This window comes from Streptomyces sp. NPDC034085 (assembly GCF_055575555.1).
Genome location: NZ_JBVISL010000005.1, coordinates 470,367 through 486,052 on the forward strand (window position 1 = coordinate 470,367; position 15,686 = coordinate 486,052).

Annotated in this window: 11 protein-coding genes; 6 read left to right on the forward strand and 5 right to left on the reverse strand. The window is 72.8% G+C overall.

The window, feature by feature from the left end:
• Window positions 1-17: 17 nt before the first annotated feature.
• From nhaA to ACZ501_RS20940, 3 genes are all read right to left on the reverse strand, one after another.
• Window positions 18-1,505, reverse strand: a complete 1,488-nt coding sequence (gene nhaA / locus ACZ501_RS20930) for a Na+/H+ antiporter NhaA (protein ID WP_468797222.1) — start codon at window positions 1,503-1,505, stop codon at window positions 18-20.
• 182 nt (window positions 1,506-1,687) lie between these two features.
• Complete coding sequence (gene acs / locus ACZ501_RS20935) at window positions 1,688-3,643, reverse strand: acetate--CoA ligase (RefSeq protein ID WP_468797225.1); 1,956 nt, start codon at window positions 3,641-3,643, stop codon at window positions 1,688-1,690.
• 253 nt (window positions 3,644-3,896) lie between these two features.
• Complete coding sequence (locus ACZ501_RS20940) at window positions 3,897-6,314, reverse strand: SulP family inorganic anion transporter (protein WP_468797227.1); 2,418 nt, start codon at window positions 6,312-6,314, stop codon at window positions 3,897-3,899.
• Between the two features lie 234 nt (window positions 6,315-6,548).
• On the opposite strand from ACZ501_RS20940, the gene ACZ501_RS20945 reads away from it, so the two are divergent.
• Entirely contained in the window at window positions 6,549-7,862 is a 1,314-nt protein-coding gene (locus ACZ501_RS20945) for a polysaccharide deacetylase family protein (protein ID WP_468797230.1), read from the forward strand.
• On the opposite strand, the gene ACZ501_RS20950 is transcribed toward ACZ501_RS20945, so the two are convergent.
• Window positions 7,819-8,832, reverse strand: coding sequence for an ATP-binding protein (locus tag ACZ501_RS20950; RefSeq protein ID WP_361602337.1), 1,014 nt, complete (start codon window positions 8,830-8,832; stop codon window positions 7,819-7,821). The two genes, ACZ501_RS20945 and ACZ501_RS20950, sit on opposite strands and share 44 nt — an antisense overlap.
• Window positions 8,833-8,941: 109 nt before the next feature.
• Here ACZ501_RS20950 and ACZ501_RS20955 point away from each other — a divergent pair, with 109 nt between their 5' ends.
• Window positions 8,942-9,793: a Fic family protein gene (locus ACZ501_RS20955; RefSeq protein ID WP_361602334.1), complete on the forward strand. Its 852-nt coding sequence runs from the start codon at window positions 8,942-8,944 to the stop codon at window positions 9,791-9,793.
• 486 nt (window positions 9,794-10,279) lie between these two features.
• On the opposite strand, the gene ACZ501_RS20960 is transcribed toward ACZ501_RS20955, so the two are convergent.
• Complete coding sequence (locus tag ACZ501_RS20960; protein WP_468797233.1) at window positions 10,280-11,143, reverse strand: HAD family hydrolase; 864 nt, start codon at window positions 11,141-11,143, stop codon at window positions 10,280-10,282.
• 488 nt (window positions 11,144-11,631) lie between these two features.
• On the opposite strand from ACZ501_RS20960, the gene ssd reads away from it, so the two are divergent.
• From ssd to ACZ501_RS20980, 4 genes are read left to right on the forward strand one after another with little or no spacing between them, the layout of a single operon-like run.
• Window positions 11,632-12,807 carry a septum site-determining protein Ssd gene (gene ssd, locus ACZ501_RS20965; protein ID WP_468797320.1) on the forward strand — a complete coding sequence of 392 codons (1,176 nt, stop codon included), beginning with the start codon at window positions 11,632-11,634 and terminating at the stop codon, window positions 12,805-12,807.
• Entirely contained in the window at window positions 12,804-13,952 is a 1,149-nt protein-coding gene (locus ACZ501_RS20970; RefSeq protein WP_361602328.1) for a TadA family conjugal transfer-associated ATPase, read from the forward strand. The genes ssd and ACZ501_RS20970 overlap by 4 nt, the downstream gene beginning before the upstream one ends.
• On the forward strand, window positions 13,949-14,833 hold the full coding sequence (locus tag ACZ501_RS20975; protein ID WP_468797236.1) for a type II secretion system F family protein: 885 nt from the start codon (window positions 13,949-13,951) through the stop codon (window positions 14,831-14,833). Before ACZ501_RS20970 ends, ACZ501_RS20975 begins: the two co-directional genes overlap by 4 nt.
• The gene (locus tag ACZ501_RS20980; RefSeq protein ID WP_468797239.1) at window positions 14,833-15,606 is read left to right on the forward strand and encodes a type II secretion system F family protein; all 774 of its coding nucleotides are present in this window, start codon (window positions 14,833-14,835) and stop codon (window positions 15,604-15,606) included. Before ACZ501_RS20975 ends, ACZ501_RS20980 begins: the two co-directional genes overlap by 1 nt.
• The last annotated feature ends 80 nt before the right edge of the window (window positions 15,607-15,686 follow it).

Sequence of the window (15,686 nt, forward strand, 5' to 3'; positions counted from 1 at the left end):
CTCCGTCGTCACTCAGATCATGCCGGACGGTCGGCCCGGGTGCTGGATCCGCCCGCCGCTTCGCCCGTGGCCGCGTCCGTCCCACGGGCCTGCGCGAGCGCCACGGCCTCGGCCATGCGGCGGTGTTCGGCGGCCTTCTCCTCGTGGATCCTCGCCATCCGCAGGTGGTAGTCCGGGTTGTCCAGCTCGTAGATGTCCGGGATCCCGTCGCTGTCCTCGTCGCGCTCCTCGGCCTCGGTCAGCGCCCGGTACCTGCGGTTGCGCAGCTTGAGCAGGATGCTCGCGACGACAGCCGCGATGAGGGAGCCGATCAGCACGGCGGCCTTGACCTCGTCGGTGAGGACGGGGTCCCCGGCGAAGGCGAGTTCGCCGATGAGCAGGGAGACGGTGAAGCCGATGCCGGCGAGGGAGGCCACGGCGAACACGTCGGGCCAGGCGAGGTCCTCGTTCAGCTCGGCCTTGGTGAAGCGGGCGGCCAGCCAGGTGCCGCCGAAGATGCCGACCGTCTTGCCGACGACGAGGCCGAGCACCACACCGAGGGTCTCGGGGCGGGTGAAGACCTGGGCGATGGATTCGTCCGAAAGGGAGACCCCGGCGGAGAAGAGGGCGAAGAGGGGCACCGCCAGTCCGGCCGACAGGGGCCGCACCAGGTGCTCGATGCGCTCGCCGGGGGAGTGGTGCTCCCCCTCCTTGCGGGTGCAGCGGAGCATCAGGCCCATGGCCACGCCGGCGATGGTGGCGTGGACGCCGCTGTTGTACATCAGGCCCCAGATGACCAGGGCGAGCGGGACATACACGTACCAGCCGCGGACGCCGGCGCGCAGCAGGAACCAGAAGAGGACCAGGCCGGCGACGGCGCCGCCGAGGGCCAGGAAGTCGAGCGCGCTGGTGAAGAACACCGCGATGATCAGGATGGCGAAGAGGTCGTCGACGACGGCCAGGGTCAGCAGGAAGGCGCGCAGCGCGGAGGGCAGCGAGGTGCCGATGACCGCGAGGACGGCGAGGGCGAAGGCGATGTCGGTGGCCGTCGGTACGGCCCAGCCGTCGCTCGATCCGTTCCCGAGGGCGTTGACCAGCAGGTAGACGAGCGCGGGCGCCGCCATGCCGCATACCGCGGCGATCACCGGGAGGGCGGCCGCCTTGGGATCGCGCAGGTCGCCCGCGACGAGTTCGCGTTTGAGCTCGATGCCGGCGACGAAGAAGAAGACGGCGAGCAGGCCGTCGGCCGCCCAGTGCTGGAGCGAGAGGTCCAGGCCCAGCGAGGAAGGTCCGATGTGGAAGGACCGGACGCTGTCGTAGCTTTCGGAGACGGCGGGGATGTTGGCCCACATGAGGGCGGCGATCGCCGACGCCAGGAGCAGGACGCCGCCGACGGTCTCCGTGCGCAGCGCGGCCGCGACGAAGCGGCGCTCGGGCAGCGAGAGGCGGCCGAGCAGCTTGCGGACCGGGGTGGGCGTGTGCGTGGGGGTGGCCACGGTGGGGAACCTCCGGGTGGTCGACGGCATGGCTCATGCAGTTGCCGACCAGACTTCCCGGCGCACCCAGAACTTCTCCGCGTCACCTCTTGACGCTTCTTTTACTTTACAGGGCGCGCGCGGTCGCATCAGGTGATCTTCACCTTAAACGGACGGGGGGCGTCCGGCGCGTTGCGCGCCGGACGCCCCCCTCAGGCCGGGGCCTGCCGGTCTCAGTCCTCGTCGGAGCTGGTGGGCAGCTTCGTCTGGATCAGGTCCATGACCGAGGAATCGGCCAGCGTGGTGACGTCACCCACCGCACGGTTCTCCGCCACGTCGCGCAGCAGACGGCGCATGATCTTGCCCGAGCGGGTCTTCGGCAGCTCCGCCACCGGCAGGATCCGCTTGGGCTTCGCGATCGGGCCGAGCGTGGCACCCACGTGGTTGCGCAGCTCCGCGACCAGGCCCTCCGTCTCGGACGCGCTGCCGCGCAGGATCACGAAGGCGACGATCGCCTGGCCCGTGGTCTCGTCGGCCGCGCCGACCACGGCCGCCTCCGCGACGGAGGGGTGCGAGACGAGGGCCGACTCGACCTCGGTCGTGGAGATGTTGTGGCCGGAGACCAGCATGACGTCGTCGACCCGGCCGAGCAGCCAGATGTCACCGTCGTCGTCCTTCTTGGCGCCGTCGCCGGCGAAGTACTTGCCCTCGAAGCGCGACCAGTAGGTGTCGATGAACCGCTGGTCGTCACCCCAGATGGTGCGCAGCATCGACGGCCACGGCTCGGTGAGGACCAGGTAGCCGCCCCCGCCGTTCGGAACCTCGTTCGCCTCGTCGTCCACGACGGTGGCCGAGATGCCGGGCAGCGCGCGCTGCGCCGAGCCGGGCTTGGTCGCGGTGACACCCGGCAGCGGGGAGATCATCATGGCGCCGGTCTCGGTCTGCCACCACGTGTCCACGATCGGGCAGCGGTCGCCGCCGATGTGCTTGCGGTACCAGATCCAGGCCTCGGGGTTGATCGGCTCGCCGACCGAGCCCAGCACGCGCAGGCTCGACAGGTCGAACTTCGCGGGGATGTCGTCGCCCCACTTCATGAACGTACGGATCGCCGTGGGCGCGGTGTAGAGGATGGTGACGCCGTACTTCTGCACGACCTCCCAGAACCGGCCCTGGTGCGGGGTGTCCGGCGTGCCCTCGTACATCACCTGGGTGGCGCCGTTGGCGAGCGGCCCGTAGACGATGTAGGAGTGCCCGGTCACCCAGCCGATGTCGGCGGTGCACCAGTAGACGTCGGTCTCCGGCTTCAGGTCGAAGACGGCGTGGTGGGTGTACGCGGCCTGCGTGAGGTAGCCGCCCGAGGTGTGCAGGATGCCCTTCGGCTTACCCGTGGTGCCCGAGGTGTAGAGGATGAAGAGCGGGTGCTCGGCGTCGAAGGCCTGCGGGGTGTGCTCCGCGGACTGGCGGCCGACCAGCTCGTGCCACCAGACGTCCCGGCCCTCGGTGAAGGCGGTGTCCTGGCCGGTGCGGCGCACCACGAGGACGTGCTCGACCTGCGGGCACTTGGCGACGGCCTCGTCGATGGCCGGCTTGAGCGCGCTCGGCTTGCCGCGGCGGTAGCCGCCGTCGGCGGTGATCACCAGCTTGGCGTCCGCGTCCTGGATGCGGGAGGCCACGGCGTCGGCGGAGAAGCCGCCGAAGACCACCGAGTGCGCGGCGCCGACACGGGCGCACGCGAGCATCGCGACGACCGCCTCGGGGATCATCGGCAGGTAGACGGCGACCCGGTCGCCCGCCCGCACACCGAGCTCGGTGAGGGCGTTGGCGGCCTGGGAGACCTCGTCCTTGAGCTGGGCGTAGGTGATCGAGCGGCTGTCGCCGGGCTCGCCCTCGAAGTGGAGGGCGACGCGGTCGCCGTTGCCCGCCTCCACGTGCCGGTCCACGCAGTTGTACGCGACGTTCAGCTTGCCGTCGGCGAACCACTTCGCGAAGGGCGGGTTGCTCCAGTCGAGCGTCTGGGTGGGCTCGGTGTCCCAGCTCAGCCGGCGTGCCTGCTCGGCCCAGAAGCCCAGCCGGTCCGCGTCGGCCCGTGCGTACGCCGCCTCGGTCACGTTGGCGGCGGCCGCCAGATCGGCGGGCGGTGCGAACCGCCGCTCCTCCTTGAGCAGATTGGCCAGGCTCTCAGTGCTCACGACATCTCCCTTTCCCAGAGTTTGCGTTGTCCCCGGGCATAGCTGTGTCTCCGGGCATAGCTCATCAGCCGGATGCCCAGGTGACAAGGGGTAGCCGGAAATTGGTTTAGACCTATATCACGACTGGGGGGTCACGGCGTACAGCCACGGCGTACAGCCGCGGCGTACGAAGGCCCCTTCCCGCCGCAGCGTGCGGGAAGGGGCCAACAGCTTGCACGGATACGGGAGGGTATCGGTTCGAGCGGGTTGTGGATCAAGCACTCTGGCCGACGCTGTCGAAAACCCGACAGTCGAAGAAGTCCTCTCCCTCGGACAGCAGGTAGGCCTGCGCCTCACCCACGTGGAAGTACATCCCGTGCAGTTCCAGCGTGCCCGCAGCGAGCCGCCGGGCCACCGACTCGTGGGCCCTCAGGTGCTCCAGCTGCTGCACCACATTGGTCAGGCAGAGCTGTTCCACGGCGTCCGCGGGCAGCCGCCCGGCGATCCGGGCCCAGGCGTGGTGCCGGCTGCTCATCCGCTCCAGGCTGGGCAGGCCGTGCCGCAGCCAGCGCGTCAGCGGGGTCATCGGCGCCTCGGGGTGCGAGTTCAGGAGGGCCTGCATGGCCCCGCAGCCCGAGTGCCCGCACACGGTGATGCTGTCGACCTGGAGCACGTCCACGGCGTACTCGATGGCCGCTGCGACCGAGTCGTCGGTGGCCTCGGCGCCGGGGAGCGGGACGAGGTTGCCCACGTTGCGGACGGTGAACAGGTCGCCCGGGCCACTGGCCGTGATCATGCTGGTGACGAGGCGGGAGTCCGCGCAGGTCAGGAAGAGCTGCGAGGGCCGCTGCCCCTCCCGGGCCAGCCGCGCCAGCTCGTCCCGCACGTGCGGTGCGGTGTCCCGCTGGAAGGCGGTGATGCCGCTGGCGAGTTGCCCGGCGCCGCGCCGGCGGGGCGCCGCCGCGCTAGCGGGGGCTCCGGCCGCGCTGGGAATCGTAGGGGCGACCGCGCCATCGGGGCCGGACGGGCCGCCGTGGCCCCCCGTCAGGGTGCCGGCGCGCGCCGCACGATGGTCACAGTGGTTCTGCCAGGGCGTCCACGGGCGGCAGCAGTGGTGCGCCCCCGCTTCCGTACGCGCTTCCCCGTCCGCTTCTCCGTCCGCTTCCGGACCGGTGCCTGCGAGCGCCCGGCTGCCGCGGCCGGTGAGTTCCAGCGATCCGCCGTGTGCCAGGTGCGAGTCCTGCCAGTCGTGCAGGGTCTCGTAGGCGGCGTGGTCCATGAACGAGCCGTCCAGCTCGACCACCGCGTGCCCGCCGTGCGGCACCTGGTTGAGCACCCGGCTCAGCCGGGGGACCGCCAGGAACGTCAACTGCCCGCGCGCCACCACCCGGTGGACGCCGTCCTGCTCGGTCACCGTGATCCGGGTCCGGGCCAGCCGGTGCAGGGCCGTCGCCACCGCGACCGCGATCCCGACGGCCACGCCCTCCAGCACCCCGCCCAGCACCACGGCCGCGATGGTCGTCGCGTAGACCAGCAGCTCACGGTGACGGTTGACCGTGCGCAGGTGCGTGATGTTGACCATCTGCACACCGACGTACATCACCAGGGCGGCCAGTGCCGCGAGCGGGATGAGGTCGAGGACGGGCACGAGCAGCCCGGCCGCGAGCACCACCCACAGCCCGTGGAACATGGCCGATTTCCGGCTGACCGCACCCGACTTGACGTTCGCCACGCTGCGCACGGCCACACCGGTGATCGGCAGCCCGCCCAGCAGCCCGGAGACGATGTTCGCCGCGCCCTGGCCGCGCAGCTCGCGGTCGAGGTCGGCGCGGGGCGGGCGGTTGTCCGTACCGCGCTCGGAAGCGATCAGCTTGTCGGTGGCGACCGAGGACAGCAGGGACTCCACGCTGCCGACCAGTGTGATGGTCAGGACGGCGGCGATCAGCCCCAGGACCGGCCCTTCCGGAACTTCGGGCAGCGCGTGGCTGCGCCACGACGGCAGGTCCACCCGGGGCAGGGCGAGCCCGGCCAGCGCCGCGAAGGCGGTGGCGGAGGCGACGGCCGCCAGCGCGGCGGGCACCTTGCGCAGGGCGCGCCCCACTCGCCCGGGCAGCCTGTTCCAGACCAGCAGCACGCACAGCGTCAGCGCGCTCACCCCGAGCGCCGCCGGATGCGGCTTGGCCAACTGGGCGGGCAGGCCGAGGACGTTGGCCACGGCGGAGCTCTGCGGGCTGCCGCCGAGCACGATGTGCAGCTGGGCCAGGGCGATGGTCACGCCGATGCCCGCGAGCATCCCGTGCACGATCGCGGGGCTGACCATCAGCGCGGACCGGGCGGTGCGCAGGAGGGCGAGCCCGAGCTGGCAGAGACCCGCGAGCACGGTGATGGCGCATGTGGTGCGCCACCCGTAGCGCTGGATCAACTCGGCGGTCACCACGGTCAGTCCGGCGGCGGGCCCGCTCACCTGGAGGGGCGCTCCGCCGAAACGGCCGGCCACGATCCCGCCCGCGGCCGCGGCCACGAGCCCGGCCTGGAGCGGGGCGCCGGTGGCCAGCGCGATGCCGAGGGAGAGGGGCAGGGCGATCAGGAAGACGGCGACGGACGCGGACAGGTCCGCGGGGAGGTCCTTGAGGGCGGCCGGGCCTGGGCCCGGGGCCGGGGGCGGCGTGGTGGCTGGGGCTGTGGCTGTCATGGGTTCCCGTCTCCTCTGAGGAGGGATGAAGCGGCGGGAGTCTCAACACTCGGTAAATGGATGGTAATGGAGAGTAAAGAGCTGTGGTGGGTAATACGGGCAAATGGCCTAGGAATTAGCGCTCAGGAGTGAATAAGCATTTTGTCTGGCTTGTCACACCTTCCTTTAAGCAGCCCACGTGGGACGTTGCGTCGCGGAAGTCCTGCGACGGAACTGCGAGGAAGGGGTGGGCGGATGATCGCCGCCACGAAGAAGATCGCCGGCGGCCTGGTCGCCACGGCCCTTGTCCTGGGCGCCGCCGGGTGCAGCGGTTCCGGGCCCGCCGAGCCCGGCGGCGCCGCCGGCCCCGGCGGCAGGAAGGGCGCCCCGGGCCCGGCCGCTCCCGGCAGTGTCAACCGCCCCATCGGCGACGGCTCGACCGCCTACACCGGTTCGCAGCCGAACGTCCAGGTACCGAAGAAGCTGAAGCCCGGTGAGAAGCCGCCGCAGTTCGTGGTGTTCTCCTGGGACGGGGCGGGCGAGGACAGCCAGAGGCTGTTCTCGCACTTCCGCGAGGTGGGCAAGCAGTACAACGCCCGGATGACCTACTTCCTCAGCGGCGTGTACCTGCTGCCGGAGGAGAAGCGGTCCCTCTACACGGCGCCGCAGCACTCCTCCGGCCTCTCCGACATCGGGTTCGGCGACCTCCAGGGCATCAAGGACACCGCCACCCAGGTCCGCGCGGCCTGGCTGGAGGGCAACGAGATCGGCACCCACTTCAACGGCCACTTCTGCGGCCCCGACGGCGGTGTCGGCACCTGGTCCGTGGCGGAGTGGAAGAGCGAGATCAGCCAGGCCAAGTCGTTCGTCAAGAACTGGAAGACGAACGCGGGCCTGAAGGACATGGCCCCGCTCCCCTTCGACTACGACAAGGAGCTCATCGGCGCCCGCACCCCCTGCCTCGAAGGCCAGAAGAACTTCATGCTCGCCGCCAAGGACATGGGCTTCCGCTACGACTCGAGCGGCATCAGCAAGCAGATCTGGCCCAAGAAGACGGACGGGCTCTGGGACCTGCCGCTGCAGCTCGTGCCCATGCCCGGCCGCGCGTTCGACACGCTGAGCATGGACTACAACTACATGGTCAACCAGTCCGGTACGACCACCCAGGGCGATCCCTCGCAGCACCGGTACTGGGGCGACCAGATGCGCGAGGGCCTGCGGCAGGCCTTCGACCGGGCCTACCAGGGCAACCGCGCACCGCTGATCATCGGCAACCACTTCGAGTCGTGGAACGGCGGCACCTACATGCGGGCCGTCGAGGAGTCCATCAAGGACATGTGCACCAAGCCGGAGGTGCGGTGCGTGCCGTTCCGCGAGCTGGCCGACTGGCTGGACGCCCAGGACCCGAAGACGCTGGAGTGGATGCGCACCCTCGACGTCGGCGAGGCGCCGAAGGAGGGCTGGGCGAAGTTCCTCACCGCGGGGCCGCCGGCGGCTCCGGCCGCCCCGCAGGGTGCGGGCCGGGTCAAGCCGGCTGAGGAGCGGGCCGCGGCGCAGGACGAGGGCTGACCAGGGCCTCGTGGAGGACGAAGCCGGGGTCGATCTGGTCCGCCAGGTCGACCCCGGTCTTGGCGTTCCCCCAGCTCTCCGCGTTGCGCAGGTGGAAGTGCACCATCTGCTCGGTGTACCTGCCCCAGTCGCGGGCCGCGTAGGAGTCCTCCGCGGCGTCCTGGAGCGCCTGCAGCGCGAGCCGGTTGCTCGCCTCCAGCAGTTCGAAGCCGGCCGGACGGCCCCGTTCCATCGCCCGCACCCAGTCGGAGTGCCCGAAGGTGACCAGCAGGTCGTCGCCCACCTCGTCCCGGAGGAACTCGATGTCCTCGGGACCCTGCACCTTGTTGCCGACCACCCTGAGCGCCACCCCGAAGTCCCGGGCATACTCCTTGTACTGGCGGTAGACCGAGACGCCCTTGCGGGTCGGCTCGGCGACCAGGAAGGTCACGTCGAAGCGGGTGAACATGCCCGATGCGAACGAGTCCGAGCCGGCCGTCATGTCGACGACGACGTACTCGTCGGGCCCGTCCACCAGGTGGTTGAGGCAGAGCTCGACCGCGCCGACCTTCGAGTGGTAGCAGGCCACCCCCAGATCGGACTCGGTGAAGGGGCCCGTCGCCATCAGCCGTACGGACGTCCCGTCGTCCAGGGGCAGCGTGCGCGCGCAGGCCGCGTAGACCGGGTTGTCCTCGGTGATGCGCAGCAGACGGGAGCCGGCGCCGGGCGGGGTGGTCTTGATCATGCTGTCGGCCGAGGCGATGCGCGGGTTGGAGCCGCGCAGGTACTCCTTGATCAGGGGCAGGTGGGCGCCCAGCGCGGGGAGCGCGGCGGCCTCCTCGTCGGTCAGCCCGAGGGCGGCGCCCAAGTGCTGGTTGATGTCGGCGTCCACGGCGACGACGGGGGCTTCGTTGGCTGCGAGGTGGCGGATGAAGAGGGAGGACAGCGTGGTCTTGCCGCTGCCGCCCTTTCCTACGAAAGCGATCTTCATGTTCACCAAGGGTAGTGGGTCGACAGCGGGGAGTGGCCGAGGTGAGTGAAGAAGACCACTCCAAGGAGGGGTCGGTGCCATGGGTGCGCAGTGCGTAGGCTCCCTACTTATGAGTAGCGCTTCTGACCCGCTGGCGGCCCTCGGATCCCTGCCCGGGGTCGCCGAATCGGTGGATTCCGTACGCAAGGCCGTGGACCGCGTCTACGGGCACCGGGTGATGCGCCGGCGCAGCGGGGAGATCACCTCGGAGGCCGCCCTGCGCGGCGCCCGGGGCAGTGCGGCGCTGTCGGGCGCCGACTGGGCCCTGGAGGAGGTGCGCCGCCGGACCGACTTCGGGGCGGAGGACGAGGCGCGCACCGTGGGTGCCGCGCTGCGTCTGACGGCGGAGGCGGGCCAGCTGCTGAGCATCTGGCGCCAGTCGCCGCTGCGGGTGCTCGCGCGCCTGCACCTCGTGGCGTGCGGCTCGGCCGGGCCCGGCGGGGCTGCCGGGGCCGGCGAGGGGGTGGGCGACGTGGTCGGCCGCCCGCGGCTGGCCGGTGAACAGGTGGACGAGCCCCTGGTGAGCCTTCCGCTGCCGAGCGCCGAGGAGGTCGCGGGCCGGCTGGACGGGCTGTCGCGGCTGATCATCGCGGGCGGGTCTGCTCCGGCGCTGATCACGGCCGCGGTGGTGCACGGAGAGCTGCTGGCCCTGCGGCCCTTCGCCTCGTACAACGGGCTGGTCGCGCGGGCGGCCGAACGGATCGTACTGATCAACAGCGGGCTCGACCCGAAGGCGATCTGCCCGGCGGAGGTCGGCCATGCGGAGCAGGGGGCCGAGGCCTACCTGAAGGCCTTCGAGGGCTACCTCTCGGGGACGGCGGAGGGGATGGCGGCGTGGATCGCGCACTGCGGGCGCTCGATCGAACTCGGCGTGCGCGAGTCGACGGCGGTCTGTGAGGCGCTCCAGCGCGGCGCGGCCTGAGCCGTTCGGCCGTTCTTCGGCCGTTCGGTCATCGGCCGTTCGGCTGTTCCGTCATCGGCCGTTGCCGCCGGGCGCAGGGTTGCGGCGACACCGTACTGCTGTGGTGTCGCCGCTGGCATTCACGCCCAGTTACCAAGCGTCCTCGATGGTTGCCCATCAGGCCGGGAACTTTGCCCGTGGCCTGGTGCGGCTGGCCCGTAATCGACGGGTCGACGTCGCGTGGGTGCTCGGCGTTCCTGCTTCGGTCCGTGGGCCTTACTGCGTTTTAAAGATGATCCTCTCGGATGTTCTTTGGTCTCGCGGGCCGTGACTCCTTTGTACTCCGCTTCGGTGCCGAGCGAAACCCCTGGCCGGAGTCCTTTACTTTCCGGGGCAAGACGGGGCGAACCGGACACTCCGTTTGCCGGTGAAAGGGGGCGGCGGCAGGCCTGCCGGGGTGATCGGCCGGGCCTCTCGGGGTGCCGCCCGGGCCTCTGGGGCGGCCGGTCAGGCGGAGGCCGCCCCCGCGCGGCGGCGGCTCACGTACCAGACCAGCCCGGCGGTGGCCGCCGCCGCACCGACCGCGGCCGCGGCGACGAGCGCGGGCCGGGCGGGCATCGACAGCCCGGGCAGGCGCTGCTTCAGCCGTACCGGCCTGTTGAACACCAGGACCGGCCACTCCCTCGCGACCGCCTCGCGCCTCAGCGCGCGGTCGGGGTTGACCGCGTGCGGGTACCCCACGGCCTCCAGCATCGGTACGTCGGTGATCGAGTCGCTGTACGCGTAGCACCGCGCGAGGTCGTACCCCTCGGACTCGGCGAGTTCGCGCACGGCTTCCGCTTTCGTGGGGCCGTAGGCGTAGTAGTCGATCTCTCCGGTGAAGCAGCCGTCGTCGCCGACCACCATGCGGGTGGCGACGACGCGGTCCGCGCCGAGCATCTCGCCGATCGGCTCCACGACTTCGGCCCCCGAGGTGGACACGATCACCACGTCGCGGCCGGCCGTGTGGTGGGCCTCGATCAGGGACGCGGCCTCGTCGTAGATGATCGGGTCGATGAGGTCGTGCAGTGCTTCGGCGACGATCTCCCGCACCTGCTGGACGTTCCACCCCTTGCAGAGGGCGGAGAGGTACTCCCGCATCCGCTCCATCTGGTCGTGGTCGGCGCCGCCGGCCAGGAAGATGAACTGGGTGTACGCCGTCCGCAGCACGGCCCGGCGGTTGATCAGGCCGCCCCGGTAGAAGGACTTGCTGAACGTCAGAGCGCTCGACTTCGCAATGACCGTCTTGTCCAGGTCGAAGAAGGCGGCGGTCCGAGGCAAGGAGTGCGGCAAGGGCTGATTTTCCACGACCCGAGCATATGCGCCCACCATTCGGCGTAAGGTGTGGCGCGTGGGTTTGCCTGAGAAGGCTCTCGGGTACACCATGGAAGTCACGGATCGTTCGCGACCGTGCTAACCCGGTCTGGCTCCTCCCCCCCCGAGTCGGACCGTGGGGACGACCCCCGCTCTCCCCCCCGGCGGGGGTCGTCGCATGTCCGGACGCGGTTCGCGTCCCGTTCTCCTGGTCTTCGGCGACCATCTCCCGGCCCTTCCTCCTTGAGGGGCCCGCGTGGCGCAGGCCTTCACTCCCTCGAACTCGTGACGCTCCGTAGTTGTTCCGGAGCGCTCCGGAACTCACCTGATGGTGTGGCGGAGTTATTCACAAGTGGCTCCTTGTCCACAGTTTTCGAGCAAGATCCACTTCTTTTTCGCGATCCCTCCACCGTGATTCCAGCCGCGAAGTCCGCGGCCCGTGGATTTGCAGTGAGAAGGGGGCGGAGATCGTGACTGGATCGAAGTCGTGTGAAGCGCCGGCACCCGTGGTGGCCGGTGGGGGAGGGCTGCCCGCCCGTGGCGCCGGGGCCGTGCCCGGTGGCGGGCGGCCGCTGATCATCACGGAGGACCCGCTGCTGCTCGACGACCTGCTGCGGCTGTGCGCCGCCGCGGGCGCCGAGCCCTACGTGCACCACGCGGTGCCGGAGCAAACCGGAGCCGGCGGCGGCCATGGCGGCGGGGGTGAGGGCGGTACCGGGGGCACCGCGGGGGCCGGGGGCACCGGCTGGGATTCGGCCCCGCTCGTGCTGGTCGGGGACGACGCGGCCCGCCGGGTGCGCGGGGCGCCGCGCCGGGACGGCGTGCTCCTCGTCGGACGCGACCTCGACGACCCCTTCGTGTGGCAGCGGGCGGTGGAGATCGGCGCCCAGGAGGTGCTGCGCCTCCCCGACGCCGAGGCCCTGATCGTCGACCGCATCGCCGATGTGGTGGAGGGTGCCGGGCGGCCCGCGCTCGCGGTCGGGGTGATCGGCGGCAGCGGTGGGGCCGGGGCGTCCACCCTCGCCTGCGCCCTCGCGCTGGGGGCGGCGAAGGCCGGCGAGCGCACCATCCTCATCGACGCCGACCCGCTCGGCGGAGGCATGGACGTACTGCTCGGCGGCGAGAGTGCCGAGGGGCTGCGCTGGCCGGACTTCGCCGCCTCGCGCGGCCGGGTCGGGGCCGGGGCACTGGAGGAGTCCCTGCCCGAGCTGCACGCGCTGCGGGTGCTGAGCTGGGACCGCGGGGAGCGGGTGTTCGTGCCGCCCGCCGCGATGCGGTCGGTCGTGGCCGCCGCCCGCAGGCGGGGCGGGGTGGTGGTGGTCGACCTTCCCCGGCGGGTGGACGAGGCCGTGGCGGAGGTGCTGGCCCAGCTGGACCTGGTGCTGCTGGTGGTGCCCGGGGAGCTGCGCTCGGTGGCCGCGGCGGGGCGCGTCGCGGCCGGGGTGCGGATGGTGGCCCGGGACGTGCGCGTGGTCGTACGGGGCCGCTGTCCCGACGGGCTCGACGCCGAAGGCGTGGCGGGGCTGCTCGGGGCGCCGCTGGCCGGCGAGGTGCCGGTCGAGGTGGGGCTTCCGGGGCGGGTGGCCGAGGGCGAACCGCCGGGCGCGCGGGGCACGCTGGCCCGCTTCTGCGACGGCTTCTGGCAGCGGGCGCTCGGCGCCCCCCAGGGGGTGCCGGCATGAGCGCCGTACTCCTGGACGCGGTGCGCCAGCACCTGGCCGAGAGCGGGGACGAACCGACGCCCGCCCGGGTGGCGGCCGCCCTGAGGGCACAGGGGCGGCTCCTCGGGGACGCCGAAGTGCTGGGCGTGGCCGCCGAGCTGCGGTCCGAACTGGTGGGCGCCGGGCCGCTGGAGCCGTTGCTCGCCGACCCCGAGGTCACCGATGTGCTGGTGGCCGCCCCGGACCGGGTGTGGGTGGACCGGGGCGGCGGGCTGGAGCTGACGGCGGTGACCTTCACCGACGCCGGGGCCGTGCGCAGGCTGGCCCAGCGGCTGGCCGCCGTCGCGGGGCGGCGGCTGGACGACGCCCGGCCCTGGGTGGACGCCCGGATGCCGGACGGCACCCGGCTGCACGCCGTGCTGCCCCCCGTCGCGGTCGGGTCGGCGTGCCTTTCGCTGCGGGTGGTGCGGCCGAAGGCGTTCACGCTGGACGAGCTGGTCGCCGCCGGGACGCTCCCGCCGGGCGGCCAGCGGCTCCTGCGGGCGATGGTCGAGGCCCGGCTGTCCTTCCTCGTCTCGGGCGGGACCGGCACGGGCAAGACCACCCTGCTCAGCGCCCTGCTCGGGCTGGTCGGGCCCGGTGAGCGGATCGTGCTGGCCGAGGATTCCGCCGAGCTGCGGCCCGACCATCCGCACGTGGTGCGGCTGGAGACCCGGCCCGCGAACCAGGAGGGGGCCGGTCTGGTCACCCTCGCGGACCTGGTCCGCCAGGCGCTGCGGATGCGGCCCGACCGGCTGGTGGTCGGGGAGGTGCGCGGCCCGGAGGTGGCCGACCTTCTCGCCGCCCTCAACACCGGGCACGAGGGCGGCTGCGGCACGGTGCACGCCAACGCCGCCGGGCACGTTCCCGCCCGGCTGGAGGCGCTCGGGACGGCCGCGGGGCTCGACCGGGCCGCCCTGCACAGCCAGCTGGCGGCCGCGCTGACGCTGGTGGTCCACCTGGTGCGGGACCGGGCCGGGCGGCGCCGGGTGGCCGAGGTGCACGTGCTGGAGCGGGATACGGCCGGGCTGGTCGTGACCGTGCCGGCGCTGCGCTGGGGAAGCCGCGGCTTCGTGCGGGAGGCGGGCTGGGCACGGCTCGCCCCGCTGCTGGGAGGTGCGCGGTGAACGCCGGGCCGCTCGGATCGGTGCCGGTGTTCGCCGGGGTGCTGTGCGCCGGGGCGGCGGCCTGGGGACTGGCCGGGGGAGAGCGGCTGTCCCGGCGGTCCCGGCTGGTGCTGGCCGGGGGAGGACCGCTGGTGCCCGCCGGGCCGGCGCCCGGGCAGCGGCTGGCGGCCGCCCTGCGGGTACGGGCCGCGGGGTGGCGGGAGTGGGCCGGCCTGGCGGCCGGGCTGGTGGTCGGCGTACTGGGCGGGTCGGTGATCCCGCTGCTGCTGGGCGCTGCTTCGGTGCCGCTGCTGCGGCGCTGGCTGTGGGTCAGGGAGGAGGAGCGGGCGCGCGCCGCCCGGGCGGCGGGCGTCGTGGCGCTGTGCGGGGCCGTGGTGGGCGAGTTGCGCGCCGGTGCCCAGCCCGGGCAGGCGCTGACCGTGGCGATGCGCCGTACGGCGGCCGGCCCCGGCGGTCCGGGTGCGGCGGAGGCGGGTGTACTGGCTGCCGCCGCCTTCGGCGGTGACGTGGCCGCAGCCCTGCACCAGGCGGCCCGGGAGCCGGGTGCGCGCGGGCTGGCCGGTATGGCGGCCTGCTGGCGGGTCTCGGTGGACGGGGGAGCGGGCCTGGCGGCCGGACTCGACCGGCTCGAAGGGGCCCTGCGGGCCGAGCGGGACCGCGAGGAGTCGCTGCGGGCCCAGCTCGCGGGGGCCCGGTCCACGACGGTGGTGCTCGCGCTGCTGCCGCTGGTGGGGCTGCTGATGGGCACCGGGCTGGGAGCGGATCCGCTGCGGGTGCTCCTGCACTCCCCCGTCGGGTGGGGCTGCCTGCTGGCGGGCGGGGTGCTGGAGGCGCTGGGCCTGATGTGGTGCCGGCGGATCGTGCGGACGGGGGAGCGGTGATGGGCGGCTCCGCGGTCCACAGGCTGGGGATGGTGGTGTGCCTGGCCGCCCTGGTGTGGTTGCCGGCCTCGCTGGTGGCGGCCCGGCTGCGGCGGCGGTCGGCCCGGCGCAGGGTCGCGGTTCTCTTCCGGGGCGGGCCGGGGCGGCGCGGGCCGCTGTGGGGCCCTGCGGTCCGGGCGGCGGTGCCCGTCTGGGCGGGGCCGGCGGGGGCGCTGCTGGCCGGCTGGGTCCTGGTCGGCGGGGTGCCGGGGCTCATGGCCGGGTGCGCGGCGGCCTTCGGGGTGCGGTGGGTGCTCGCGCGGGCCCGTCAGCCCGGGGCGGACCTGCGGGAGGCGGAGCGGCAGTTGCCGTTCGCCGCGGATCTGCTGGCGGCCTGCCTGACGGCCGGTGCGGGTCCGGTGGAGGCCGCCGAGGTGGTGGGCGAGTCGCTGGGCGGCCCCGTGGGCGAGCGGCTGGCCCTCGCGGGTGCGGAGCTGCGCCTGGGCGGCGAACCCGGCTCCGCGTGGGGGAGGTTGGCCGAGATACCGGGAGCCCGGGGGCTGGCGGAGTGCCTGGAGCGTGCCGCGCGGACCGGGGCGCCGGCCGCGGAGCCGGTCTCCCGCCTGGCGGCGGCCCTGCGGGCGGACCGCTCCCGGCAGGCGGGTGCCCGGGCGCAGCGGGCGGCGGTGCTCGTCACCGCCCCGGTGGGGCTGTGCTTCCTCCCCGCGTTCCTCGCGGTCGGGGTGGCGCCGGTGGTGATCGGAATGGCCTCCGGGCTGCTTGCGGGCCGGTGAAGGGCCGGGCCCGGCGCGGTCGGTGTATCGAAATCAAAAACTGAAATCGGATCAAGAACGTAATCCCACAGGAGGTTGTC

What these genes read in the sequence shown, in the direction of transcription:
- nhaA (WP_468797222.1), bottom strand. Translation starts at nt 1,505, where the DNA reads ATGCCGTCGACCACCCGGAGGTTCCCCACCGTGGCCACCCCCACGCAC.
- ACZ501_RS20940 (WP_468797227.1), bottom strand. Translation starts at nt 6,314, where the DNA reads ATGACAGCCACAGCCCCAGCCACCACGCCGCCCCCGGCCCCGGGCCCA.
- ACZ501_RS20945 (WP_468797230.1), top strand. Translation starts at nt 6,549, where the DNA reads ATGATCGCCGCCACGAAGAAGATCGCCGGCGGCCTGGTCGCCACGGCC.
- ACZ501_RS20950 (WP_361602337.1), bottom strand. Translation starts at nt 8,832, where the DNA reads ATGAAGATCGCTTTCGTAGGAAAGGGCGGCAGCGGCAAGACCACGCTG.
- ACZ501_RS20955 (WP_361602334.1), top strand. Translation starts at nt 8,942, where the DNA reads ATGAGTAGCGCTTCTGACCCGCTGGCGGCCCTCGGATCCCTGCCCGGG.
- ACZ501_RS20960 (WP_468797233.1), bottom strand. Translation starts at nt 11,143, where the DNA reads ATGGTGGGCGCATATGCTCGGGTCGTGGAAAATCAGCCCTTGCCGCAC.
- ACZ501_RS20970 (WP_361602328.1), top strand. Translation starts at nt 12,804, where the DNA reads ATGAGCGCCGTACTCCTGGACGCGGTGCGCCAGCACCTGGCCGAGAGC.
- ACZ501_RS20980 (WP_468797239.1), top strand. Translation starts at nt 14,833, where the DNA reads ATGGGCGGCTCCGCGGTCCACAGGCTGGGGATGGTGGTGTGCCTGGCC.